Source organism: Pandoraea eparura (assembly GCF_902459725.1).
GTDB classification, from domain to species: Bacteria; Pseudomonadota; Gammaproteobacteria; order Burkholderiales; family Burkholderiaceae; genus Pandoraea; species Pandoraea eparura.
Genome location: NZ_CABPSH010000009.1, coordinates 146,279 through 164,131, shown reverse-complemented (window position 1 = coordinate 164,131; position 17,853 = coordinate 146,279). Strand labels below are relative to the sequence as shown.

Sequence of the window (17,853 nt, the reverse complement as noted above, 5' to 3'; positions counted from 1 at the left end):
GCGTGGGCCATTGCATTATTAGCGAGTTTGTTATGGCAAAGAAACGTGGCGTTCCGGGTCGAAATCTTCGCATCAACGATCAGATCCAGCGCGATCTGTCTGAGTTGATTCAGCGCGAAGTGAAGGACCCGCGTATTGGGCTGGTGACGCTGCAAAGCGTGGAAGTCACGCCCGACTATGCGCATGCGAAGGTGTATTACACGACGCTGACCGGCGATCCGAAGGCCACTGGCGAGGCGCTCAACGAGGCGGCGGGCTACCTGCGCAATCTGCTGTTCAAGCGGTTGCACATCCACACGGTGCCGACCCTGCATTTCCACTTCGACCAGTCGATCGAACGGGCGATCGAGATGTCGCGACTGATCGATACGGCCAACGCGACGCGCGCGAAAGAGGAAGCGAGCGACGCCGGTGTCGACGACAATGCCGACAACGTCGGCGACGAAACCGACAAGGAAGACGACGGCAAGTCTGCCGACTGACGACGCCACCGGCCGGGCTGCCCGACGGCGGGCCCGGCGGTATTGCGATACCTGTGCACTTGCGATGAGTGCCAGGGGTTGTATCCCACAAGACTCTCTCAAGCACTCCCCGCATCATGACGGACCCGCGTTCGCAGGCACCCCGCCAAAAACTTCCCCGTTTCGCGCTCGATGGCGTGTTGCTTCTGGACAAGCCGCTGGGCCTGTCGTCGAACGATGCGCTGATCAAGGCCAAACGTCTGCTGCAAGCGCTCAAGGCGGGACATACCGGCACGCTCGACCCCTTGGCGACTGGGCTGTTGCCGCTATGCTTCGGCGAAGCGACGAAGTTCTCGCAGGACTTGCTCGAAGCCGACAAGACCTATGAGGCGCGTGTGCGTCTGGGCGAGACTACGACGACGGGCGACGCGGAAGGGGAGGTGTTGCGCACGCGTCCCGTGACGGTCGACGAAGCGGCGATTCGGGCGGTGCTGCCGCGTTTCACGGGGTCGATTTCGCAGGTGCCGCCGATGTATTCGGCGCTCAAGCGCGATGGCAAGCCATTGTACGAATATGCGCGCGCGGGGCAGACCCTTGAGCGCGAAGCGCGCGAGGTCACGATTCATGCGCTGGAACTGATCGAGTGCGCGTTACCCGACGTGGCCGAGTTCTCGTTTCGCGTGACCTGCAGCAAAGGCACTTACGTGCGGACGCTGGCGGAAGATATGGGTGAGGCGCTGGGCTGCGGCGCACATTTGCGCGCGCTGCGACGCACGGCCGTCGGACCGCTCACGCTTGACGGCGCCGTGACGCTGGAAGCTCTGGGGGCACTCGATCACGCGCAACGCGTGCAGAGGCTGGCGCCGGTCGATGCATTGCTCAAGACGCTGCCCACGATCTGGCTCGACGAGACGCTCGCCAAGCGGTTCAGTCACGGACAACGTCTGCGTTTGGACGAGGCGCGCTGTTCACAGGCGCTGCGCGCGTGCGCTGGGGTGTCCGGGGCGATCGAGGTGAAGGTTTATGCCGAAGCCGTTGGCGATGCCGCCGCGCGGTTGCTCGGCGTTGCGCGACTCGATGGCGAGGCACTGCTCACGCCGCAACGGCTGTTGAAGACGCAGTAAGCGCAATCAGCGCAACAACCGCAATAGGTGCAACAGCAGCAATCAGCGCATTAGGCGCATCAGGCACATCAGGCACATCAGGCACATCAGGCGCATCAGGCGCCGATGCGAGGCAGTCGGCGCCGATCAGTCGCGGCAAGCCGATGTTGTCGATGGCGCGCAAGCCCGCGCGCCTCATCAGTTCCCGGGGCGCACTGCCTCGCGTCTTTCCGAGGTCGAGCGAGCGGCACCGCCGTCAGTTGGCGACATTCTCCGGCTTGAGTTCGACGATGGCGTCCAGCGCGGCCTTGACGTCCATTGCGTACTTGGCCAACGCTTTCTGCTCGTCCGTTTTCGGCTCGAACGACGGAATGCCGACTGGGTGATTGCTCTCGTCAACGGCGACGAACACCATCAGGCAGTCGGTCGTCTGACGCAGTTCGCCCCACTTGGGGTCGCCCGCGTGCACCGACACGTGAATGTGCATGCTGGTGCGGCCCGTGGCCACAATGCGCGCGCGCAGTTCCACCAGATTACCCACCAGAATCGGACGACGGAAGCGGATATTGCCGACGCTGACCGTCACGCAATAGCGGCCCGACCAGGTGGCCGCGCAGGCATAGGCCACTTCGTCGATCCATTTCATCAGCGAGCCCCCGTGCACCTTGCCACCAAAATTGACGGCGGCCGGCTCGGCCAGAAAGCGGAAGGTGACTTCAGAGCGTTCGTTCGGATTCTGCGGGGTAGTCATGATGTCGGATTGGGCGTGGGGGAGAGGCATTCCCGAGCGTCGCGCGGTGTTCCGTCATCGCGCCGGGCAATCCGCCATCATACTGCGATTGCGTAACACGTGCCGCCGCGCGTCGCCGACCGATCGCCGCGTGGCGCTTCGTGCGCCGCATCGGCATTGCGCATAAAAAAACCCCGCCAACGTCAGCGGGGTTCGAGACGTGCCCGGCCTTGCGGCGTCGAGCACAGGGGAAGTCTTCGCGTCAGTGCGCGCCAGCGGCGGCATCGGCGCCACCACCGCCCTTCATCGGCCGCGTGATCCACACCATCGAGATCATCAGCACGAACAGCACCGCCGAGATCCAGAAAATATCGTTCGCACCGAGCATCGCCGACTGCTGTGTGACCAGCCGGTCGATGTAACCGTTTGCCTGCGGGGTGCTCATGCCGAGCTGGTTGAGCGTCTGCACGGACGCGTTGAACGTCGGGTCGTACGGCGTCAGGTGCTCCGTCAACTGCGCATGGTGCAGCGTGATCCGGTTCTCCCACATCGTCGTGGAGATCGATGTGCCCACCGCACCGCACGTGATCCGCACGAAGTTGGACAGCCCCGCGGCCGCCGGAATGCGACTCGGTGGCAACCCGGACAGGATGATCGCGGTGAGCGGAATGAAGAACATCGACATCGGCACGCCCTGCAGGAACGTCGGAATCATCAGCGTGCGTGTATCGACGAGCGTGTTGAAGTGCGAGCGCATCAGGAACACCAGCGCGAACAGCAGGAACGAGACGGTCACGACCCAACGGGCATCGAGCCTGGGCAGCGTCTTGCCGATCACCGGCGAGAGCAGGATGGCGAACAGGCCCACCGGTGCCAGCACGAGGCCCGCCTCCGTGGCGGTATAGCCGAGGTGGATCTGCAACCACTGCGGCAGAATCACCAGGTTCCCGAAGAACAGCCCGTAACCCACCGAGATCGCCACCACGCCACCGGTAAAGTTGATCCGCTTGAAGAGCGTCAGGTCAACGACCGGATGCTCCTCGGTAATCTCCCAGATGACGAAGAAGCAGAACGACACCAGTGCCACGAGCGCCAGCACCACAATGGTCGACGAATTGAACCAGTCGAGTTCCTTGCCCTTGTCGAGCATCACCTGCAGCGAGCCGACCCACAACACGAGCAAGGCCAGCCCGACGGTGTCGATCGGCTTGCGTTGCGTGGCGGTTTCACGCTTGGCGTAAATCAGCCAGGTGGCGTATGCGGCGGCAATGCCCACCGGGATGTTGATGTAGAAGATCCAGGGCCATTGGTAATTGTCCGAGATCCAGCCGCCGAGAATCGGCCCCATCACCGGCGCGACCAGCGTTGTCATGCCCCAAAGTGCCAGGGCCATCGAACTCTTCGCACTAGGGTAGCTCGAGAGCAGCAGCGATTGCGAGAGCGGGATCATTGGCCCGGCCACCGCGCCCTGCAACACGCGGGCCGCGAGCAGAAATTCGAGCGTGGGTGCCATGCCGCACAGCCAGGACGCCAGCACGAACAGCAGAATCGACGAGATGAACAGCCGCACCGCACCGAAGCGCTCGGTCAGCCAGCCCGTGAGCGGCACCGAAATGGCGTTGGCCACGGCGAACGACGTAATCACCCACGTCCCCTGGCTCGATGAGACGCCAAGGTCGCCGGAAATGGCGGGAATCGATACGTTGGCAATCGACGTGTCGAGCACGTTCATGAACGTGGCGAGCGACAACGCGATGGTGCCGAGTACCAACTGGCCCCCTGTCAGAGGGCCCGGAGCGTTTTGAGTTGCCATGAGATGTCAAAGGGGGTGGGGGGCACCCCCCTCCGCTTTACAGGGGACGTGCGCGAGCCGGTTGGTTGCGCGTGTCGCTGGCACCGTCTGCGCCTGAGGCAGCCGCGGTACCGGCGTTTTCGGTGATGATTTTGGCGACGATGTCGTCGGCGTCGTGGCCGATCTTGTCGAACACGTCGGTGGCGTACACCGGCAGGGCAGGGGCTTCACCGAGTTCCTTGCCGTCCGTATTGCGCACGTCCACCTTGACCTGCATCGACAGACCGACACGCAGCGGATGCTGTTGCAACTGCTTCGCGTCGAGCGCGATACGCACCGGTAGACGCTGCACGACCTTGATCCAGTTGCCGGTCGCATTTTGTGCCGGCAGCAGCGAGAACGCGCTGCCTGTGCCCGCCGAAAAGCCCGCCACGGTCCCCTTGTATTCCACCGACGAACCGTAGACGTCGGCGGTGAGCGTCACCGGTTGACCGACGCGCATGTGCGCGATCTGCACTTCCTTGAAGTTGGCATCGACCCAGACTTGATTGAGCGGCACCAGCGCCATGAGCGGCGCACCGGTGGCCACGCGCTGACCCACCTGCACCGATCGCTTGGCCACGTAGCCGTCGACCGGCGCCGGGATCGACGTGCGGGCGTAGTCGAGATACGCCGCACGCACCTTCGCTGCGGCCTGCTGCACGCTCGGGTGCGTCGTGACCGACGTCTTGTCCGTCAGCGCCCGGTTCGACACCCATTGCGCCCGCGCCTGTTCGAGGGCGGCCTGCGCCGTCTTCACGGCATCCTGCGCGTGGGCCAGTTCTTCGCGTGACACGGCACCCGTCGCAATCGCCATTTCGCGACGCTTCACGTCGGCTTGCGTCTTGGCCAGCTCCGACTCACGCATGGCCACGGTGGCGGCGTACGCATCGTTGTTGACGAAGTATGTGCGTACCTGACGCACGGTCTGCGCCAGATTGGCCTCGGCTTGCAGCAGGGCGACGCGGGCGTCCGTCGGGTCGAGCGTGACCAGCGGCTGGCCGGCCTTGACCAGTTGCGTGTCGTCGACCTTCACGCCGGTCACGGTGCCCGGCACCTGCGGCGTGATCTGCACCACGTTGCCTGCGACGTAAGCGTCGTCGGTGTCTTCGTAGAAGCGCGCATACAGTCCGTAATAGGCGCCGTAGGCGATGGCCGCAATCGCAATCACGGCCGTCAGCGTCAGCATCATGCGACGGCGCTTGCCATTGCCTTGCGCCGGCTGGTCAGGCGCTTGTTGTTGGTTCTCGCTCATCATTCGCTCCGTACTCTTCTCTTAATGTGCTTTGACGTTGTCTTGTCTGTTCGGTATGAGGTGCGGCGGGCGCTCAGTGCGTCTGCATGTCGCTGCCTTCGGGTCTGGCGGGGCGTTCCTGCCCCACGACGAGACCCGCCGCGGTTGCGTCGAATCCACCGCCAAGCGCCTTGATCAGGCCGATCTGCTGGTCGCGGCGCGCGCTTTCGATGTTCACGCGTGCTTGCTCCTGCGCCAGCAGCGATGACTCGGCAGTGAGCACGGTCAATTGCGGTGTGAGACCCGCCTTGTAACGGTCGACGGCCAGGTCGTAGGCACGTTGCGCGGCGTCTTGCGCGACGCGCTGCGAGACCATTTGCTTGTCCGCCGAGCGGATCGACGACATGCGGTCCGCGATGTCGCCGAGCGCCTTGTTCAGCGTCGAATCGTAGTTCGCCACCGCGCTTTCATATGCCGCGTATTGCCCCTTCAGGTTGGCGCGCAGGCGGCCGCCGTCGAAGATCGGCAGCGAAATCACCGGACCGTACTGGATGTTCTGGCTGCTCGGATCGATCAGCTTGCCCAGCCCGAAGGTGGAGAAGCCAAAGGCGGCATTCAGGTTCACATCCGGATAGAAGCGGGCCTTCGCCAGATCGACACCCTTGAGCTGGGCTTCCACGCCCCAGCGTGCCGAGACGATGTCCGGGCGACGGCCGAGCAGCGTGAGCGGCAGGTTGTCGGGCAGCGCCGGCGTCGCCAGTTGCGCGAGTGTCGGGCGCGCAATCGCCAGGCCGCGATCCGGCCCCTTGCCGAGCAACACACCGAGTTGATGGCGAGTCAGGAGGATCTGGCCGTCGAGTTGCGCGATTTGCGTTTGAATGTCGGCGGTGTTGCTCTCGGCCTGCTTCTGCTCGACTTGCGTGTCGAGACCGGCGCGCACGCGGTCCGCCGTCAGTTGACCGAGGCTTTGGCGTTGTTTGCTGACGCGGTCGAGCACGTCATGCAGTGCATATTGCTGGGCGAGCTGGTTGTAAGCGCGTGCCACGGCAGTGGCCAGCGTGAGCCGCACTTCCTGATCCTCGGCCTCGTCGGCACGTTCGGCCGAGGTGGCTTGTGCCCGTGCCGAGCGGTTCTTGCCCCACAAGTCGAGTTCCCACGACAACGAGGCCGTGAGGTCGCCCTGCGTGAACCACGTACCGCCATAGCCCGGCGGGTAGATGGTGTTTTCCGTGAATTTCTCGCGATACACGCTGCCCGAGGCGTTGACCGACGGCAGCAGCGCCGCGGCCGCGCCTTCGGTCTGCGCCTGCGCCGCCTTCAGGCGGGCGGCCGCCATGGCCAGATCGGGGTTGCCGGCAAGGGCTTCGTCGATCAGCGAGACAAGTTGCGGGTCGCCGAACCGCTGTGCCCAATCGGTGCCCGGCCACTGGCCGCCCTCGCCGGGCAGGCTGCGCTGGGTCTGATACTGATCGGGGGTGCTGATTTGCTTATCGCTGTGGATGCCGGCGAAATTCGCACAACCGGCAAACCCCAGTGTCACGGCCGCCAGACAGAGGGCGGAAATGACGGAACGGGCCCGCAGATGCGGGAGGAACGGTGAGGCCACTTTCATTGCGAAGCCTTTACGAGTGACGTTAGGGACCGACAATAATCGGAAACCGGGTGATGGCGAGTACCAGGAATAGTGGACTCGACATGCTTTTTTGGGGAATCTGAGGGGGCGTCGTTGTCATCCGGTTTCGCCGTTGGCGATCACGCGGCGCAGCAGACTCTTCAGGAAACCCACTTCCTCTACGGAGAACCCGCGCATCAGATGATCGGCGGCACGCACGAAGATGTCCGGCATCCGGTCGGCCATGGCGTATCCGGCTTCGGTCGCACTCAGGTTCACCGTGCGGCGATCCATCTTGCTGCGCTCGCGCACGAGCAAGCCCTGCGCTTCGAGCCGGTCAAGCAGACGGGTGACGGCGCTCGCGTCGATACAGTAGTCGCGTGCCAGATCGGCCGCCGTCTTGCTCTTGCCCGTGGCCACCTTGTAAAGCATGGTCGCCTGGGTGCTCGTCAAGCCGTATTGCGATGTTTCGTTGGTCAGCTCGGCGAGGATCAACTGGCGCACGCGGGAGACAAGATACCCCAGGGAGTTGTCGATATCGTAGGCGCAGCGCGGAGGATCGCTCTGGGGGGCATCCGGCGACGACATCGGCGCGGCATCGGACGAGGGGGCGGATGGATCGGTCATTTTCGTGCTGCTGCAATAGTTGACTAGCCACGATTATAGTGGGGACTTAATAAATTTCAAGGCCATGCAATAGTTGACTAGGCAAATATTGCGACCAAAATTAGATGCAATGCTCTAAATTGGCGTATAGCGGCGGAGGCTGGGGGGGGGAGGTTGGGCGGGGGATGTCCAGGCGAAATCGATCCGGTTGTCGCTTTCGCAGGGGGCGGCGTTGTTGCATTGCAGAAAGGCCATGACGTGAGACACGCGCAAGTGGTAGAATCGCTGATTCTCCAAAGGCTTTTTTCGAGCACCTCTTCATGACCCGCGCTCTCCGTAATATCGCCATCATCGCGCACGTCGACCACGGCAAAACCACGCTCGTCGACCAATTGTTGCGCCAGTCGGGCACCTTCCGCGAAAACCAGCAAGTCGCTGAACGCGTGATGGACTCGAACGACATTGAAAAAGAGCGCGGCATCACGATCCTCGCCAAAAACTGCGCCGTCGAATACGAAGGCACACACATCAACATCGTCGACACGCCCGGACACGCGGACTTCGGCGGTGAAGTGGAGCGTGTGCTGTCGATGGTCGACAGCGTGTTGTTGCTCGTCGACGCCGTCGAAGGCCCGATGCCGCAAACGCGCTTCGTGACCCGCAAGGCCCTCGGCCTCGGTCTGAAGCCGATCGTCGTGGTCAACAAGATCGACCGACCGGGCGCGCGTCCGGACTGGGTGATCAACCAGACGTTCGATCTGATGGACAAGCTCGGCGCCACCGACGAGCAGCTCGACTTCCCGGTCGTCTACGCATCGGCCCTGAACGGCTTTGCCAGCCTGGACTCCGAAGTGCGCGAAGGCACCATGCGCCCGCTGTTCGACGCAATTCTCGAGCACGTGCCGGTCCGCGAGGCCGATACGGAAGCCCCGCTGCAGCTGCAGATCAGCTCGCTCGACTACTCGACCTTCGTCGGCCGTATCGGTATCGGTCGTATCACGCGTGGCCGCATCAAGCCGGGCCAGCAAGTGGTGATGCGCTTCGGTCCGGAAGGCGAAGTGCTCAAGCGCAAGATCAACCAGGTGCTGACGTTCCGCGGCCTGGAGCGTGTGATGTCGGACGGCGCGGAAGCCGGTGACATCGTGCTGATCAACGGTATCGAAGACGTGGGCATCGGCGCGACGATCTGCGACGTGGATACACCGGAAGCCCTGCCGCTGCTGACGGTGGACGAGCCGACGCTGACCATGAACTTCTGCGTGAACACGTCGCCGCTGGCCGGGCGTGAAGGCAAGTTCGTGACGAGCCGTCAAATTCGTGACCGTCTGCATAAGGAACTGAATCACAACGTGGCGCTGCGCGTGAAAGACACCGACGAAGATTCCGTCTTCGAAGTGTCGGGCCGTGGCGAACTGCACCTGACGATTCTCATCGAGAACATGCGTCGCGAAGGCTACGAACTGGCCGTGTCGCGTCCGCGCGTGGTGCTCAAGGAAATCGACGGCGTGAAGCACGAGCCGTACGAAATGCTGACCATCGACCTGGAAGACGATCACCAGGGCGCGGTCATGGAAGAAATCGGTCGCCGCAAGGGCGAAATGCTGGACATGGTGTCGGACGGTCGTGGCCGTACGCGCCTCGAGTACCGCATTCCGGCGCGTGGTCTGATCGGCTTCCAGGGCGACTTCCTGTCGATGACCCGCGGTACGGGGCTGATGAGCCACATCTTCGATGCTTATGCACCGCTCAAGGATGGCACGCTGGGCGAGCGTCGCAACGGCGTTTTGATCTCGCAGGACGACGGCGCAGCCGTGGCCTACGCCCTGTGGAAGCTGCAGGATCGCGGCCGCATGTTTGTGTCGCCGGGCGACGCCCTGTACGAAGGCATGATCATCGGTATCCACAGCCGTGACAACGACCTCGTGGTCAACCCGATCAAGGGCAAGCAGCTCACGAACGTACGTGCGTCGGGAACCGACGAAGCCGTGCGTCTGGTGCCGCCGATCGCGATGAACCTCGAGTACGCCGTGGAATTCATCGATGACGACGAACTGGTCGAAGTCACGCCGCAGACGATCCGCCTGCGCAAGCGCTACCTCAAGGAACATGAGCGCAAGCGCGCGTCGCGTGAAGAAAAGTAAAGCCGGCGAGGGGATCGCGGCGTAGCGTGCAGACCGCTGTTGCGCACCGATCCCAGTCTGTTGGAAAGAAAGCCGGTGCCTCGCACCGGCTTTTTTGTTTTGCTGCGTTCACTGATGGGCGACGCAAGCTTGCCCGCATAGTATTGATTGCCCCCCAGAGGATTACGCCAGAGGATCGCGTTGTGCACGCGTCCGTTCCGTTGACATTCTTGACTCACCAGACATGACCGACTTTGTTAGCACCGACATCCGGGGTCGCATCGGCTTCATCACACTGACCCGCCCGAAGGCGCTCAACGCGCTCTCGCACGACATGATTCGCGCGATGGCCTCGGCCCTCGACGCGTGGCGCGACGATTCCGCCGTGCTCGCTGTCGTCCTGCAGGGCGAGGGGGAGAAGGGCTTGTGCGCGGGCGGCGACATTCGCTATTTCCATGAGGCCGTGAGCGCGGGGCGCACCGACCTCATGGATTTCTTCACGGACGAGTACACGCTGAACTACACGATCGCCACCTACCCGAAGCCCTATATCGCGCTGATGGACGGCGTGGTGATGGGTGGCGGCATGGGCATCTCGCAGGGCGCGGCGTTGCGCATCGTCACCGAGGCGACGCGCATGGCAATGCCGGAAACGGCGATCGGCTTGTTTCCCGACGTGGGCGGCGGATGCTTTCTCGCGAATCTTGCTGGTCATCTTGGCGAGTATCTCGGCACGACGGGCGTGGTGTTCGGTGCCGTCGACGCGTGCGAAATCGGTCTGGCCGACGGGGTGGTGCCGCGTGCCGAACTGCCAGCGCTCTGTGCATGGCTGGCGAACGGCGATTGGCCGGACAGCGACGCGGTCCTCGATGCGGCGCGCGCGTTCGCCCGCCAAAGCTTGCCACCTGCCGGTCTGGCGCCGGGCAAGCTCGCGCCGTTGCGCGACGTGATCGACCGTCATTTCGGTCTGCCGGATATGTCGGCCATCCTGGCGTCGCTCAAGCACGAAGCCCGCTGTGAGTTCGCCGGGTGGGCACAGGAGACGGAAGATCTGTTGCGCGCCAAGCGTTCGCCGCTGATGGTGTGCGTCACGCTCGAACAGGTGCGCCGCGCACGCAAGCTGTCATTGGCCGACGAGTTGCGTGAAGAATGGCTGATGATGCGCAGCGTTTTCAATCTTGACGGGCGTTCCGGAGCGGAAGGTGTCGAAGGCATTCGCGCGATGGTCGTCGACAAGGATCACGCGCCGCGCTGGCAGCACGACAGCATCGAAGCGGTGACGCCCGCCGACGTCGCCCGATTCTTCGATGGCGATCGCTTTGGCGCGGACAATCCGCTGCGCAACCTCGGGCAATAGCCTCGTTGCGCAGGGGCGCAGGGGATCGGCGCGCTCGCCCGAGCGTTTACACGGCGGCCTGACAGAACTGCTCGCCGACGGCCAGATCGAGTTTGCGGCAGATGTCGGCGATGCTGCCGACCATCACGATGTGCGACACATCGCGATACACGCGCACCTCGTGCCCCGCTTGCGTGTCGCGTCGCTGAACCACTCGTGCGCTGCGCGACGAGTTGACGGCTTTTCCCGCGGGACAGGCGCGACGCGTGGCCGACGCCATGGCGGCCGCGAGCGTGCGGGGCAGGGCCGTGGAGCGCGAGCGCGCCGGCACGGTGTAAGAGCGTGCGATGGCCGGGGCGGCGGCAAACGGGCCGGACAAGGCCGAGAGTCCGTACACGGCAGACAGTCGCGCCTGCGACGACGCTCGAACGCGCGGTTGACCAAATGACGTACGCAGCAAACCAAAGAGTCGAGCCATGATGCGATCCTTCCTCCAATGTGGGTCTGAGGGGCGCGTCCTGCCACGACCTTGTGGAATCGCGGGCGCAGCAGGGCACGGGCGCCGGACCCAGCCCGGCGCAGTCGGAAATGCCAATCGTCGGTGAGCGGGGCGCTGCGTTTTCGTGATGCGGCGCAGTGCCCGGGGATGGCGCCTAGAGGTCGTTATTGCGGATCAGGCCGACCGCAATGCCTTCCAGCGCAAAGTCGCCGCTGCCTTCATTCACGTTGATGTTCTCGAAGTCGGGGTTTTCGGCGATCAACTCCACGCCGCCCGGCACACGGTGAAAACGTTTGACGGTCACGTCGTCGCCGATGCGTGCCACGACGATCTGGCCCTCGCGCGCGTCGGCGGCCTTCTGCACCGCCAGCAGATCGCCGTCGAGAATGCCGGCGTCGCGCATCGACATGCCGCGCACCTTCAACAGGTAATCGGGTTGGCGTGCGAACATATTCGGGTCGCACTGGAAATTGCGTTCGATGTGTTCCTGCGCCAGGATCGGGCTGCCGGCAGCCACGCGCCCGACGAGCGGCAGCGACAATTGCATCAGGCCCATATGCGGCAACGTGAACTGATGCGCGCCGCCAGCTTCGTCCAGCCGCTTGAGGCGGATGCCGCGCGACTGGCCCGCGGCCAGTTCGATCACCCCTTTGCGCGCCAGCGCCCGCAGGTGCTCCTCCGCGGCATTGGCGGAAGAGAAGCCGAGTTCGGCAGCGATTTCCGCACGCGTCGGCGGAAACCCGGTGCGCTCGATCGCTTGTCGGACCAGTTCGTAGACCTGCTGTTGACGGGCAGTAAGTTTGATCATGGCATCACTGTATGGAAGCACAGGTGGCTGTATTTTTGTACAGTGTTTGTAAAAACGCAAGGGAAAACTTTATCGAGGGCGTGGCGTTCTTGCCTCGCGTACTGGGCATTTCGCGTCCCTTGCGCTCGCGCTGACGTTGACACCCGCACGCGCTAATCCACGATTTGGCATAAATAATCGCTTAAATATTATTTTTAATTATTTAGACGTCCCCATAGACTGACCTCCTACACACAAGACAGAAAAGGGAGTGCCAGTCATGAGCCAGGCCACACGGGGATGGAAAGCCAGGACGCTAGCGATCGCATTGGGAGGACTGGCGCTCGCCGCCGGCTTGTCGATTCAGGCGCAGGCCGCGAGTCTTTCGCTGCTCAACGTGTCGTACGACCCGACGCGTGAGCTGTACGCCGACTACAACAAGGCGTTCGAGGCCCACTACAAACAGACCACCGGCGACACGGTGACGCTCAAGGCGTCGCATGGCGGCTCGGGCAAGCAGGCCCGTACCGTTCTCGACGGCGCCCCGGCCGACGTCGTGACGCTCGGCATCTCCGCCGACATCGACGAACTGGCGCAGGCCGGTCTTGTGAACAAGGATTGGCAGAAGCGCCTGCCCGACAACGCCACGCCCTACACGTCGACCATCGTGCTGCTCGTGCGCAAGGGCAACCCCAAGCATATCAAGGACTGGAACGATCTCACGAAGCCTGGCATCAGCGTGATCACACCGAACCCGAAGACGTCGGCCGGCGCCCGCTGGAATTACCTTGCCGCCTGGCTCTACGCGCTCAAGCAGCCGGGCGGCAACGAGCAAACCGCGCAGGCATTCGTCGCCGCACTCTACCGGAACGTGGCGGTGCTCGATTCCGGTGCGCGAGGGGCCACCACGACCTTCGTCGAGCGCGGCATCGGCGACGTGCTGATCGCCTGGGAAAACGAGGCACTGCTCGCGGTAAAGGATCTCGGGCCGGACAAGTTCGACATCGTCGTGCCGTCGTCGTCGATTCTCACGGAGCCGCCGGTCGCGGTGGTCGACAAGAACGTTGACAAGCATGGCACCCGCAAAGTCGCCGAAGCGTATCTGCAATGGCTGTATTCGCCGCAAGGGCAGGAGATTGCCGCGAAGCACTTCTATCGTCCCCGCTCGCCGGACATCGCCAGGAAGTACGCGTCGCAGTATCCGAAACTCAAGCTTTACACGGTCGATGCCGACCTGGGCGGCTGGACGAAGACGCAGGCCAAGCACTTTGCCGACGGCGGCATCTTCGATCAGATTTACACGAAGAAGTAACGTCATGACCTCGGAAACCTACGGGATGCCCACATGAGTACCGCACTGTTTCCCCTCTGGCGCAAGCCGAGTGCCTTGCCGGGCTTTGGCCTGACGATGGGCTACACGGTGGCGTACCTGAGCCTCGTGGTGCTGGTGCCGTTGTTGATGGTGTTCCTCAAGGCAAGCGCGCTCGACTGGGCGAGTTTTGTCGCCGCCGTGAGCTCGCCGCGCGTGGTGGCATCCTATCGCCTCACGTTTGGTCTCTCACTCGCGGCGGCCCTCCTCAACGCGGGGTTCGGTGTCGTGCTGGCCTGGGTGCTGGTGCGCTACCCATTCCCTGGCAAGCGCCTTGTCGATGCGCTGATCGATCTGCCGTTTGCCTTGCCGACGTCCGTTGCGGGGATCGTGCTGGCCGCGATCTACGCGCCGAACGGCTGGATCGGACGCTGGTTCGCACCGCTCGATATCAAGATCGCGTTTACGCCGTTGGGCATCTTCGTGGCGCTGACCTTCATCGGACTGCCGTTCGTCGTGCGCACGCTCCAACCGGTGCTGGAAGAATTTGAACGTGAACAGGAAGAAGCCGCCGCATGCCTGGGCGCAACACGTTGGCAGACGCTGCGTCACGTGATTCTCCCGGCGGTGCTGCCCGCGCTGCTGACCGGTTTTGCGCTGGCCTTTGCGCGCGCGGTGGGGGAGTACGGCTCGGTCATCTTCATTGCCGGCAACCTGCCGATGGTCTCGGAAATCACGTCGCTGCTGATCGTCACGAAGCTGGAACAGTACGACTATGCGGGCGCCGCGGCGCTGGCCGTGGTGATGCTCGTGATCTCTTTCGTGTTGCTGCTGCTCATCAATACCCTGCAATGGTGGCTGCAACGCCGTCATGCGGGCCGACGCGCCAGTGGCGTGTGATTCACGAGAACGTTTCGATCATGTCCGATTCCCTTACCCTGTCGCGCGCCTCGCCGCCAGCGACGCCGGCCCGTCGGGCCGATCCGACCGACGAGCCGGCGTTCGTCAAGGCGGGACTCATTGCCGTGGCGCTGCTGTTCTTCGTCTTGTTTCTTCTCCTGCCGCTCGTGTCGGTCTTCGTCACGGCGCTGAGCAAAGGCGTCACCGCGTATTGGGATGGGCTCAGCAACGACGATGCGCTGTCCGCCTTTCGTCTCACGCTGCTCATTGCGATCATCGCCGTGCCGCTCAACCTGGTGTTTGGCGTGGCGGCGTCGTGGGCGATTGCGCGATTCGACTTCAAGGGCAAGAGCGTGCTGACCACGCTCATCGACCTGCCGTTTTCGGTCTCGCCGGTGATTGCGGGCGTCTCGTTTTTGCTGATCTTCGGCCGTCAGGGGCCGCTGTGGGACTTTCTCGACGCGCACAACCTGAAGGTCGTGTTCGCGTTGCCCGGACTGATACTGGCGACAGTGTTCGTCACGTTCCCGTTCGTCGCGCGCGAACTGATCCCGCTCATGCAGGCGCAGGGCAGCGAAGAGGAGGAGGCGGCGCGCGTGCTGGGGGCTAGCGGCTGGCAGGTGTTCACGCGTGTGACGTTGCCGAAAATCAAATGGGGTTTGCTGTACGGCGTGATCCTCTGCAATGCGCGGGCAATGGGCGAGTTCGGTGCCGTGTCGGTCGTCTCCGGCCATATTCGCGGCGAGACGAACACACTGCCGCTGCACGTGGAAATTGAATACACCGACTACCACACGGTGGGCGCGTTCGCGGCGGCGTCGATTCTCGCGTTGCTCGCGCTCGCCACGCTGGCGCTGAAGCTGTGGGCCGAGCGCAAGCTGGCACAGGACAAGGCCGCGCGTCGCGCAGACGCCGTGCAGGCATGAGCCGACATTGCATCAAGGAGCAAGGCAATGAGCATCCAGGTACAACAGGTGTCGAAACGCTTCGGTGATTTTGCGGCGCTCGACGACGTCACGCTTGAGTTCCCGAGCGGCGAGCTGGTCGCGCTGCTCGGACCTTCCGGCTGCGGCAAGACCACGCTGCTGCGCATCGTGGCGGGGCTGGAGTTCGCCGATGCCGGCCGCGTCGTGCTCAACGGCGAGGACGTGGCGTCGGTCGGCACGCGCGAGCGTCAGGTCGGCTTCGTGTTCCAGCACTACGCGCTGTTCCGTCACATGACCGTGTTCGAGAACGTGGCGTTCGGCTTGCGCGTGAAGTCGCGCCGCGAGCGGCGCTCGGACGCGCAGATCCGCGCCAAGGTGCACGAGCTGCTCGGCCTCGTGCAACTCGACTGGCTGGCCGATCACTATCCGGCGGAACTCTCGGGCGGGCAGCGGCAACGAATTGCGCTGGCGCGTGCACTGGCCGTCGAGCCGAAGGTGCTGCTGCTCGACGAACCGTTCGGTGCGCTCGATGCCAAGGTGCGCAAGGAATTGCGTAGCTGGCTGCGCCGTCTGCACGACGAGCTGCATATCACTACGATCTTCGTCACGCACGACCAGGAAGAAGCGCTCGAAGTGGCCGATCGTATCGTGCTGATGAATCACGGCAAGGTCGAGCAGATTGGGGCACCACAGGACGTGTACGACACGCCACGCAGCCCCTTCGTCTACGAGTTTCTCGGGGCGGTGAACCGGCTGTCGGGTGAGTTGCGCATGCACGACTTCATCGCCGATGTCGGTGCGGGGGCTGGCGCATTTCGGGTGACGGCGGACAAGGACGATTTGCCCGCCGTGCCGCAGGACGGTCGCGCGATGGCGTACGTGCGTCCGCACGATCTTGCGTTGCTGCCGGCGAATGACGGTGGGCCGGGGATCGACGTGGCCGTGCGCCGCGCCATTCCCTTGGGCGGCACCGTGCGCGTGGAGCTTGCCGCGCCGGGCGGGGAGGTGTGGGAGGCGGAACTGACACGCGCTGGCTGGCAGGCGCTCGGCGCACAAAATGGGGCGCCGCTGCGGGCGGTGCCGCGCCAGTTGCGGGTGTTTGCCGCGCAGGCGTGAGGCATGAGGCGTGAGGCGCAACGACGGTGCGCGTCCATTCGACCGGGGTCGTCACGCGCAAAGACCTGACCGGCCATCTGACCGACGACCGACCATGACGTAACAAACAAGACGTAACAATCGAGACGCAGCAAACAAGACGTCATGAACAAGACGTCACGAACCGACAAGCCACAGGGTGGAGTCCCCTCATGAATTTTCAGCAATTGCGCTACGTGCGCGAAGCCGTTCGGCAGAATCTCAACCTGACGGAAGCCGCCAGTGCGCTGTACACGTCGCAGTCAGGTGTGAGCAAGCAGATCAAGGATCTGGAAGACGAACTGGGCGTGGATGTCTTCGTGCGTCGCGGCAAGCGGCTCACGGGGCTCACCGAACCGGGCAAGGCCGTGCTGCAACTGATCGAGCGCATGTTGCTCGATGCCGAGAACCTGCGCCGGGTGGCGCGTCAGTTCGCGGATCAGGACAGCGGCCACCTCGTGGTGGCGACAACCCATACGCAGGCGCGCTATGCGCTGCCGCAGGTCATCAAGCCCTTCACGAGCGTGTATCCGAAGGTGCATCTGGCGTTGCGGCAGGGCAGTCCGCGTCAGATCGCGCAGATGGTGATCGACGGCGAGGCCGATATCGGCATCACGACCGAGGCGCTCGATCGCTTTCCCGACATCGTCACGTTCCCATGCTATTCGTGGCATCACGTCGTCGTCGTGCCGAAGGATCACCCGCTGGTCGGGCGTGCGAGCGTCACGCTCGCGGACATCGCCGACTATCCGATCATCACCTATGACGGCGACTTCACGGGGCGCTCGCACGTGGACAAGGCGTTCTCCGATCAGGGCCTGGTGCCGGACATCGTGCTCACTGCCCTCGATACGGACGTGATCAAGACTTACGTCGAGCTGGGATTGGGCGTGGGGATCGTGGCGGCGATGGCCGTCGATCCGCGCAAGGACCAGGATCTGGCCGTATTGGAACTCGACAACGCATTTGCGCCGAGCACGACGCGCATCGGCTTGCGCCGCGGCGCGTTCCTGCGCTCGTACGCTTACCGCTTCATTGAAATGCTTGCCCCGGCGCTCAAGGAGCAGGACATCTCGACGCAATTGCGGGAAGCGCTCGAATTTGCGGCCTGACGCGCCGACCCGCCCGTCCCCACCGTCCCGCCGTCCCGCCGTCCCGCCGTCACCGTCGCGTTGGGCGCGTTCCGGCGCCGGGCGGGGCGTGCATGAACCTGTCTCCCGCTTGTCGGCTGCGGGCAGCCGTGATCCCGAGCAACGAGGTGGGTT

At 63.7% G+C, this 17,853-nt stretch carries 17 protein-coding genes; 9 read left to right on the top strand and 8 right to left on the bottom strand.

Annotation, left to right across the window (positions count from 1 at the left end):
* The first annotated feature begins 32 nt into the window (after positions 1-32).
* Together rbfA and truB are read left to right on the top strand one after the other, a co-directional pair.
* Positions 33-482: a 30S ribosome-binding factor RbfA gene (gene rbfA, locus PEP31012_RS17515; RefSeq protein WP_150590578.1), complete on the top strand. Its 450-nt coding sequence runs from the start codon at positions 33-35 to the stop codon at positions 480-482.
* A 116-nt stretch (positions 483-598) separates the two neighbouring features.
* Positions 599-1,585: a tRNA pseudouridine(55) synthase TruB gene (gene truB, locus PEP31012_RS17510; RefSeq protein ID WP_150590577.1), complete on the top strand. Its 987-nt coding sequence runs from the start codon at positions 599-601 to the stop codon at positions 1,583-1,585.
* Here truB and PEP31012_RS17505 read toward each other — a convergent pair.
* From PEP31012_RS17505 to PEP31012_RS17480, 6 genes are all read right to left on the bottom strand, one after another.
* Positions 1,554-1,748 (bottom strand): hypothetical protein, encoded by a 195-nt coding sequence (locus PEP31012_RS17505; protein ID WP_150590576.1) that lies wholly within the window; start codon positions 1,746-1,748, stop codon positions 1,554-1,556. The two genes, truB and PEP31012_RS17505, sit on opposite strands and share 32 nt — an antisense overlap.
* Before the next feature lie 72 nt (positions 1,749-1,820).
* Positions 1,821-2,315 carry an acyl-CoA thioesterase gene (locus tag PEP31012_RS17500; protein ID WP_150552735.1) on the bottom strand — a complete coding sequence of 165 codons (495 nt, stop codon included), beginning with the start codon at positions 2,313-2,315 and terminating at the stop codon, positions 1,821-1,823.
* 241 nt (positions 2,316-2,556) lie between these two features.
* On the bottom strand, positions 2,557-4,107 hold the full coding sequence (locus PEP31012_RS17495; RefSeq protein WP_150590575.1) for a DHA2 family efflux MFS transporter permease subunit: 1,551 nt from the start codon (positions 4,105-4,107) through the stop codon (positions 2,557-2,559).
* A gap of 37 nt (positions 4,108-4,144) precedes the next feature.
* On the bottom strand, positions 4,145-5,380 hold the full coding sequence (locus PEP31012_RS17490; RefSeq protein WP_150590574.1) for an HlyD/EmrA/EmrK family protein: 1,236 nt from the start codon (positions 5,378-5,380) through the stop codon (positions 4,145-4,147).
* 73 nt (positions 5,381-5,453) lie between these two features.
* A complete protein-coding gene (locus PEP31012_RS17485) occupies positions 5,454-6,971 on the bottom strand; it encodes an efflux transporter outer membrane subunit (RefSeq protein ID WP_150590573.1) in 1,518 nt (505 codons plus the stop codon).
* A 117-nt stretch (positions 6,972-7,088) separates the two neighbouring features.
* Positions 7,089-7,559, bottom strand: coding sequence for a MarR family winged helix-turn-helix transcriptional regulator (locus PEP31012_RS17480; protein ID WP_174978287.1), 471 nt, complete (start codon positions 7,557-7,559; stop codon positions 7,089-7,091).
* Between the two features lie 338 nt (positions 7,560-7,897).
* Between PEP31012_RS17480 and typA the strand changes: the two genes are divergently transcribed.
* Entirely contained in the window at positions 7,898-9,718 is a 1,821-nt protein-coding gene (typA, locus tag PEP31012_RS17475; protein ID WP_150590571.1) for a translational GTPase TypA, read from the top strand.
* Between the two features lie 223 nt (positions 9,719-9,941).
* Entirely contained in the window at positions 9,942-11,054 is a 1,113-nt protein-coding gene (locus PEP31012_RS17470; protein ID WP_150590570.1) for an enoyl-CoA hydratase/isomerase family protein, read from the top strand.
* A 46-nt stretch (positions 11,055-11,100) separates the two neighbouring features.
* On the opposite strand, the gene PEP31012_RS17465 is transcribed toward PEP31012_RS17470, so the two are convergent.
* Together PEP31012_RS17465 and lexA are read right to left on the bottom strand one after the other, a co-directional pair.
* Positions 11,101-11,511 (bottom strand): hypothetical protein, encoded by a 411-nt coding sequence (locus tag PEP31012_RS17465; RefSeq protein ID WP_150590569.1) that lies wholly within the window; start codon positions 11,509-11,511, stop codon positions 11,101-11,103.
* Positions 11,512-11,686: 175 nt separating this feature from the next.
* Entirely contained in the window at positions 11,687-12,340 is a 654-nt protein-coding gene (lexA, locus tag PEP31012_RS17460) for a transcriptional repressor LexA (RefSeq protein ID WP_150590568.1), read from the bottom strand.
* A gap of 259 nt (positions 12,341-12,599) precedes the next feature.
* Here lexA and PEP31012_RS17455 point away from each other — a divergent pair, with 259 nt between their 5' ends.
* From PEP31012_RS17455 to PEP31012_RS17435, 5 genes are all read left to right on the top strand, one after another.
* Positions 12,600-13,631, top strand: coding sequence for a sulfate ABC transporter substrate-binding protein (locus tag PEP31012_RS17455; protein WP_246171355.1), 1,032 nt, complete (start codon positions 12,600-12,602; stop codon positions 13,629-13,631).
* Positions 13,632-13,664: 33 nt separating this feature from the next.
* Positions 13,665-14,528 (top strand): sulfate ABC transporter permease subunit CysT, encoded by an 864-nt coding sequence (gene cysT / locus PEP31012_RS17450; protein WP_150590567.1) that lies wholly within the window; start codon positions 13,665-13,667, stop codon positions 14,526-14,528.
* Between the two features lie 20 nt (positions 14,529-14,548).
* Complete coding sequence (cysW, locus tag PEP31012_RS17445; RefSeq protein ID WP_150590566.1) at positions 14,549-15,454, top strand: sulfate ABC transporter permease subunit CysW; 906 nt, start codon at positions 14,549-14,551, stop codon at positions 15,452-15,454.
* A 27-nt stretch (positions 15,455-15,481) separates the two neighbouring features.
* Positions 15,482-16,570, top strand: coding sequence for a sulfate/molybdate ABC transporter ATP-binding protein (locus tag PEP31012_RS17440; protein WP_150590565.1), 1,089 nt, complete (start codon positions 15,482-15,484; stop codon positions 16,568-16,570).
* Between the two features lie 191 nt (positions 16,571-16,761).
* Positions 16,762-17,700 carry a CysB family HTH-type transcriptional regulator gene (locus tag PEP31012_RS17435; protein WP_150590564.1) on the top strand — a complete coding sequence of 313 codons (939 nt, stop codon included), beginning with the start codon at positions 16,762-16,764 and terminating at the stop codon, positions 17,698-17,700.
* The last annotated feature ends 153 nt before the right edge of the window (positions 17,701-17,853 follow it).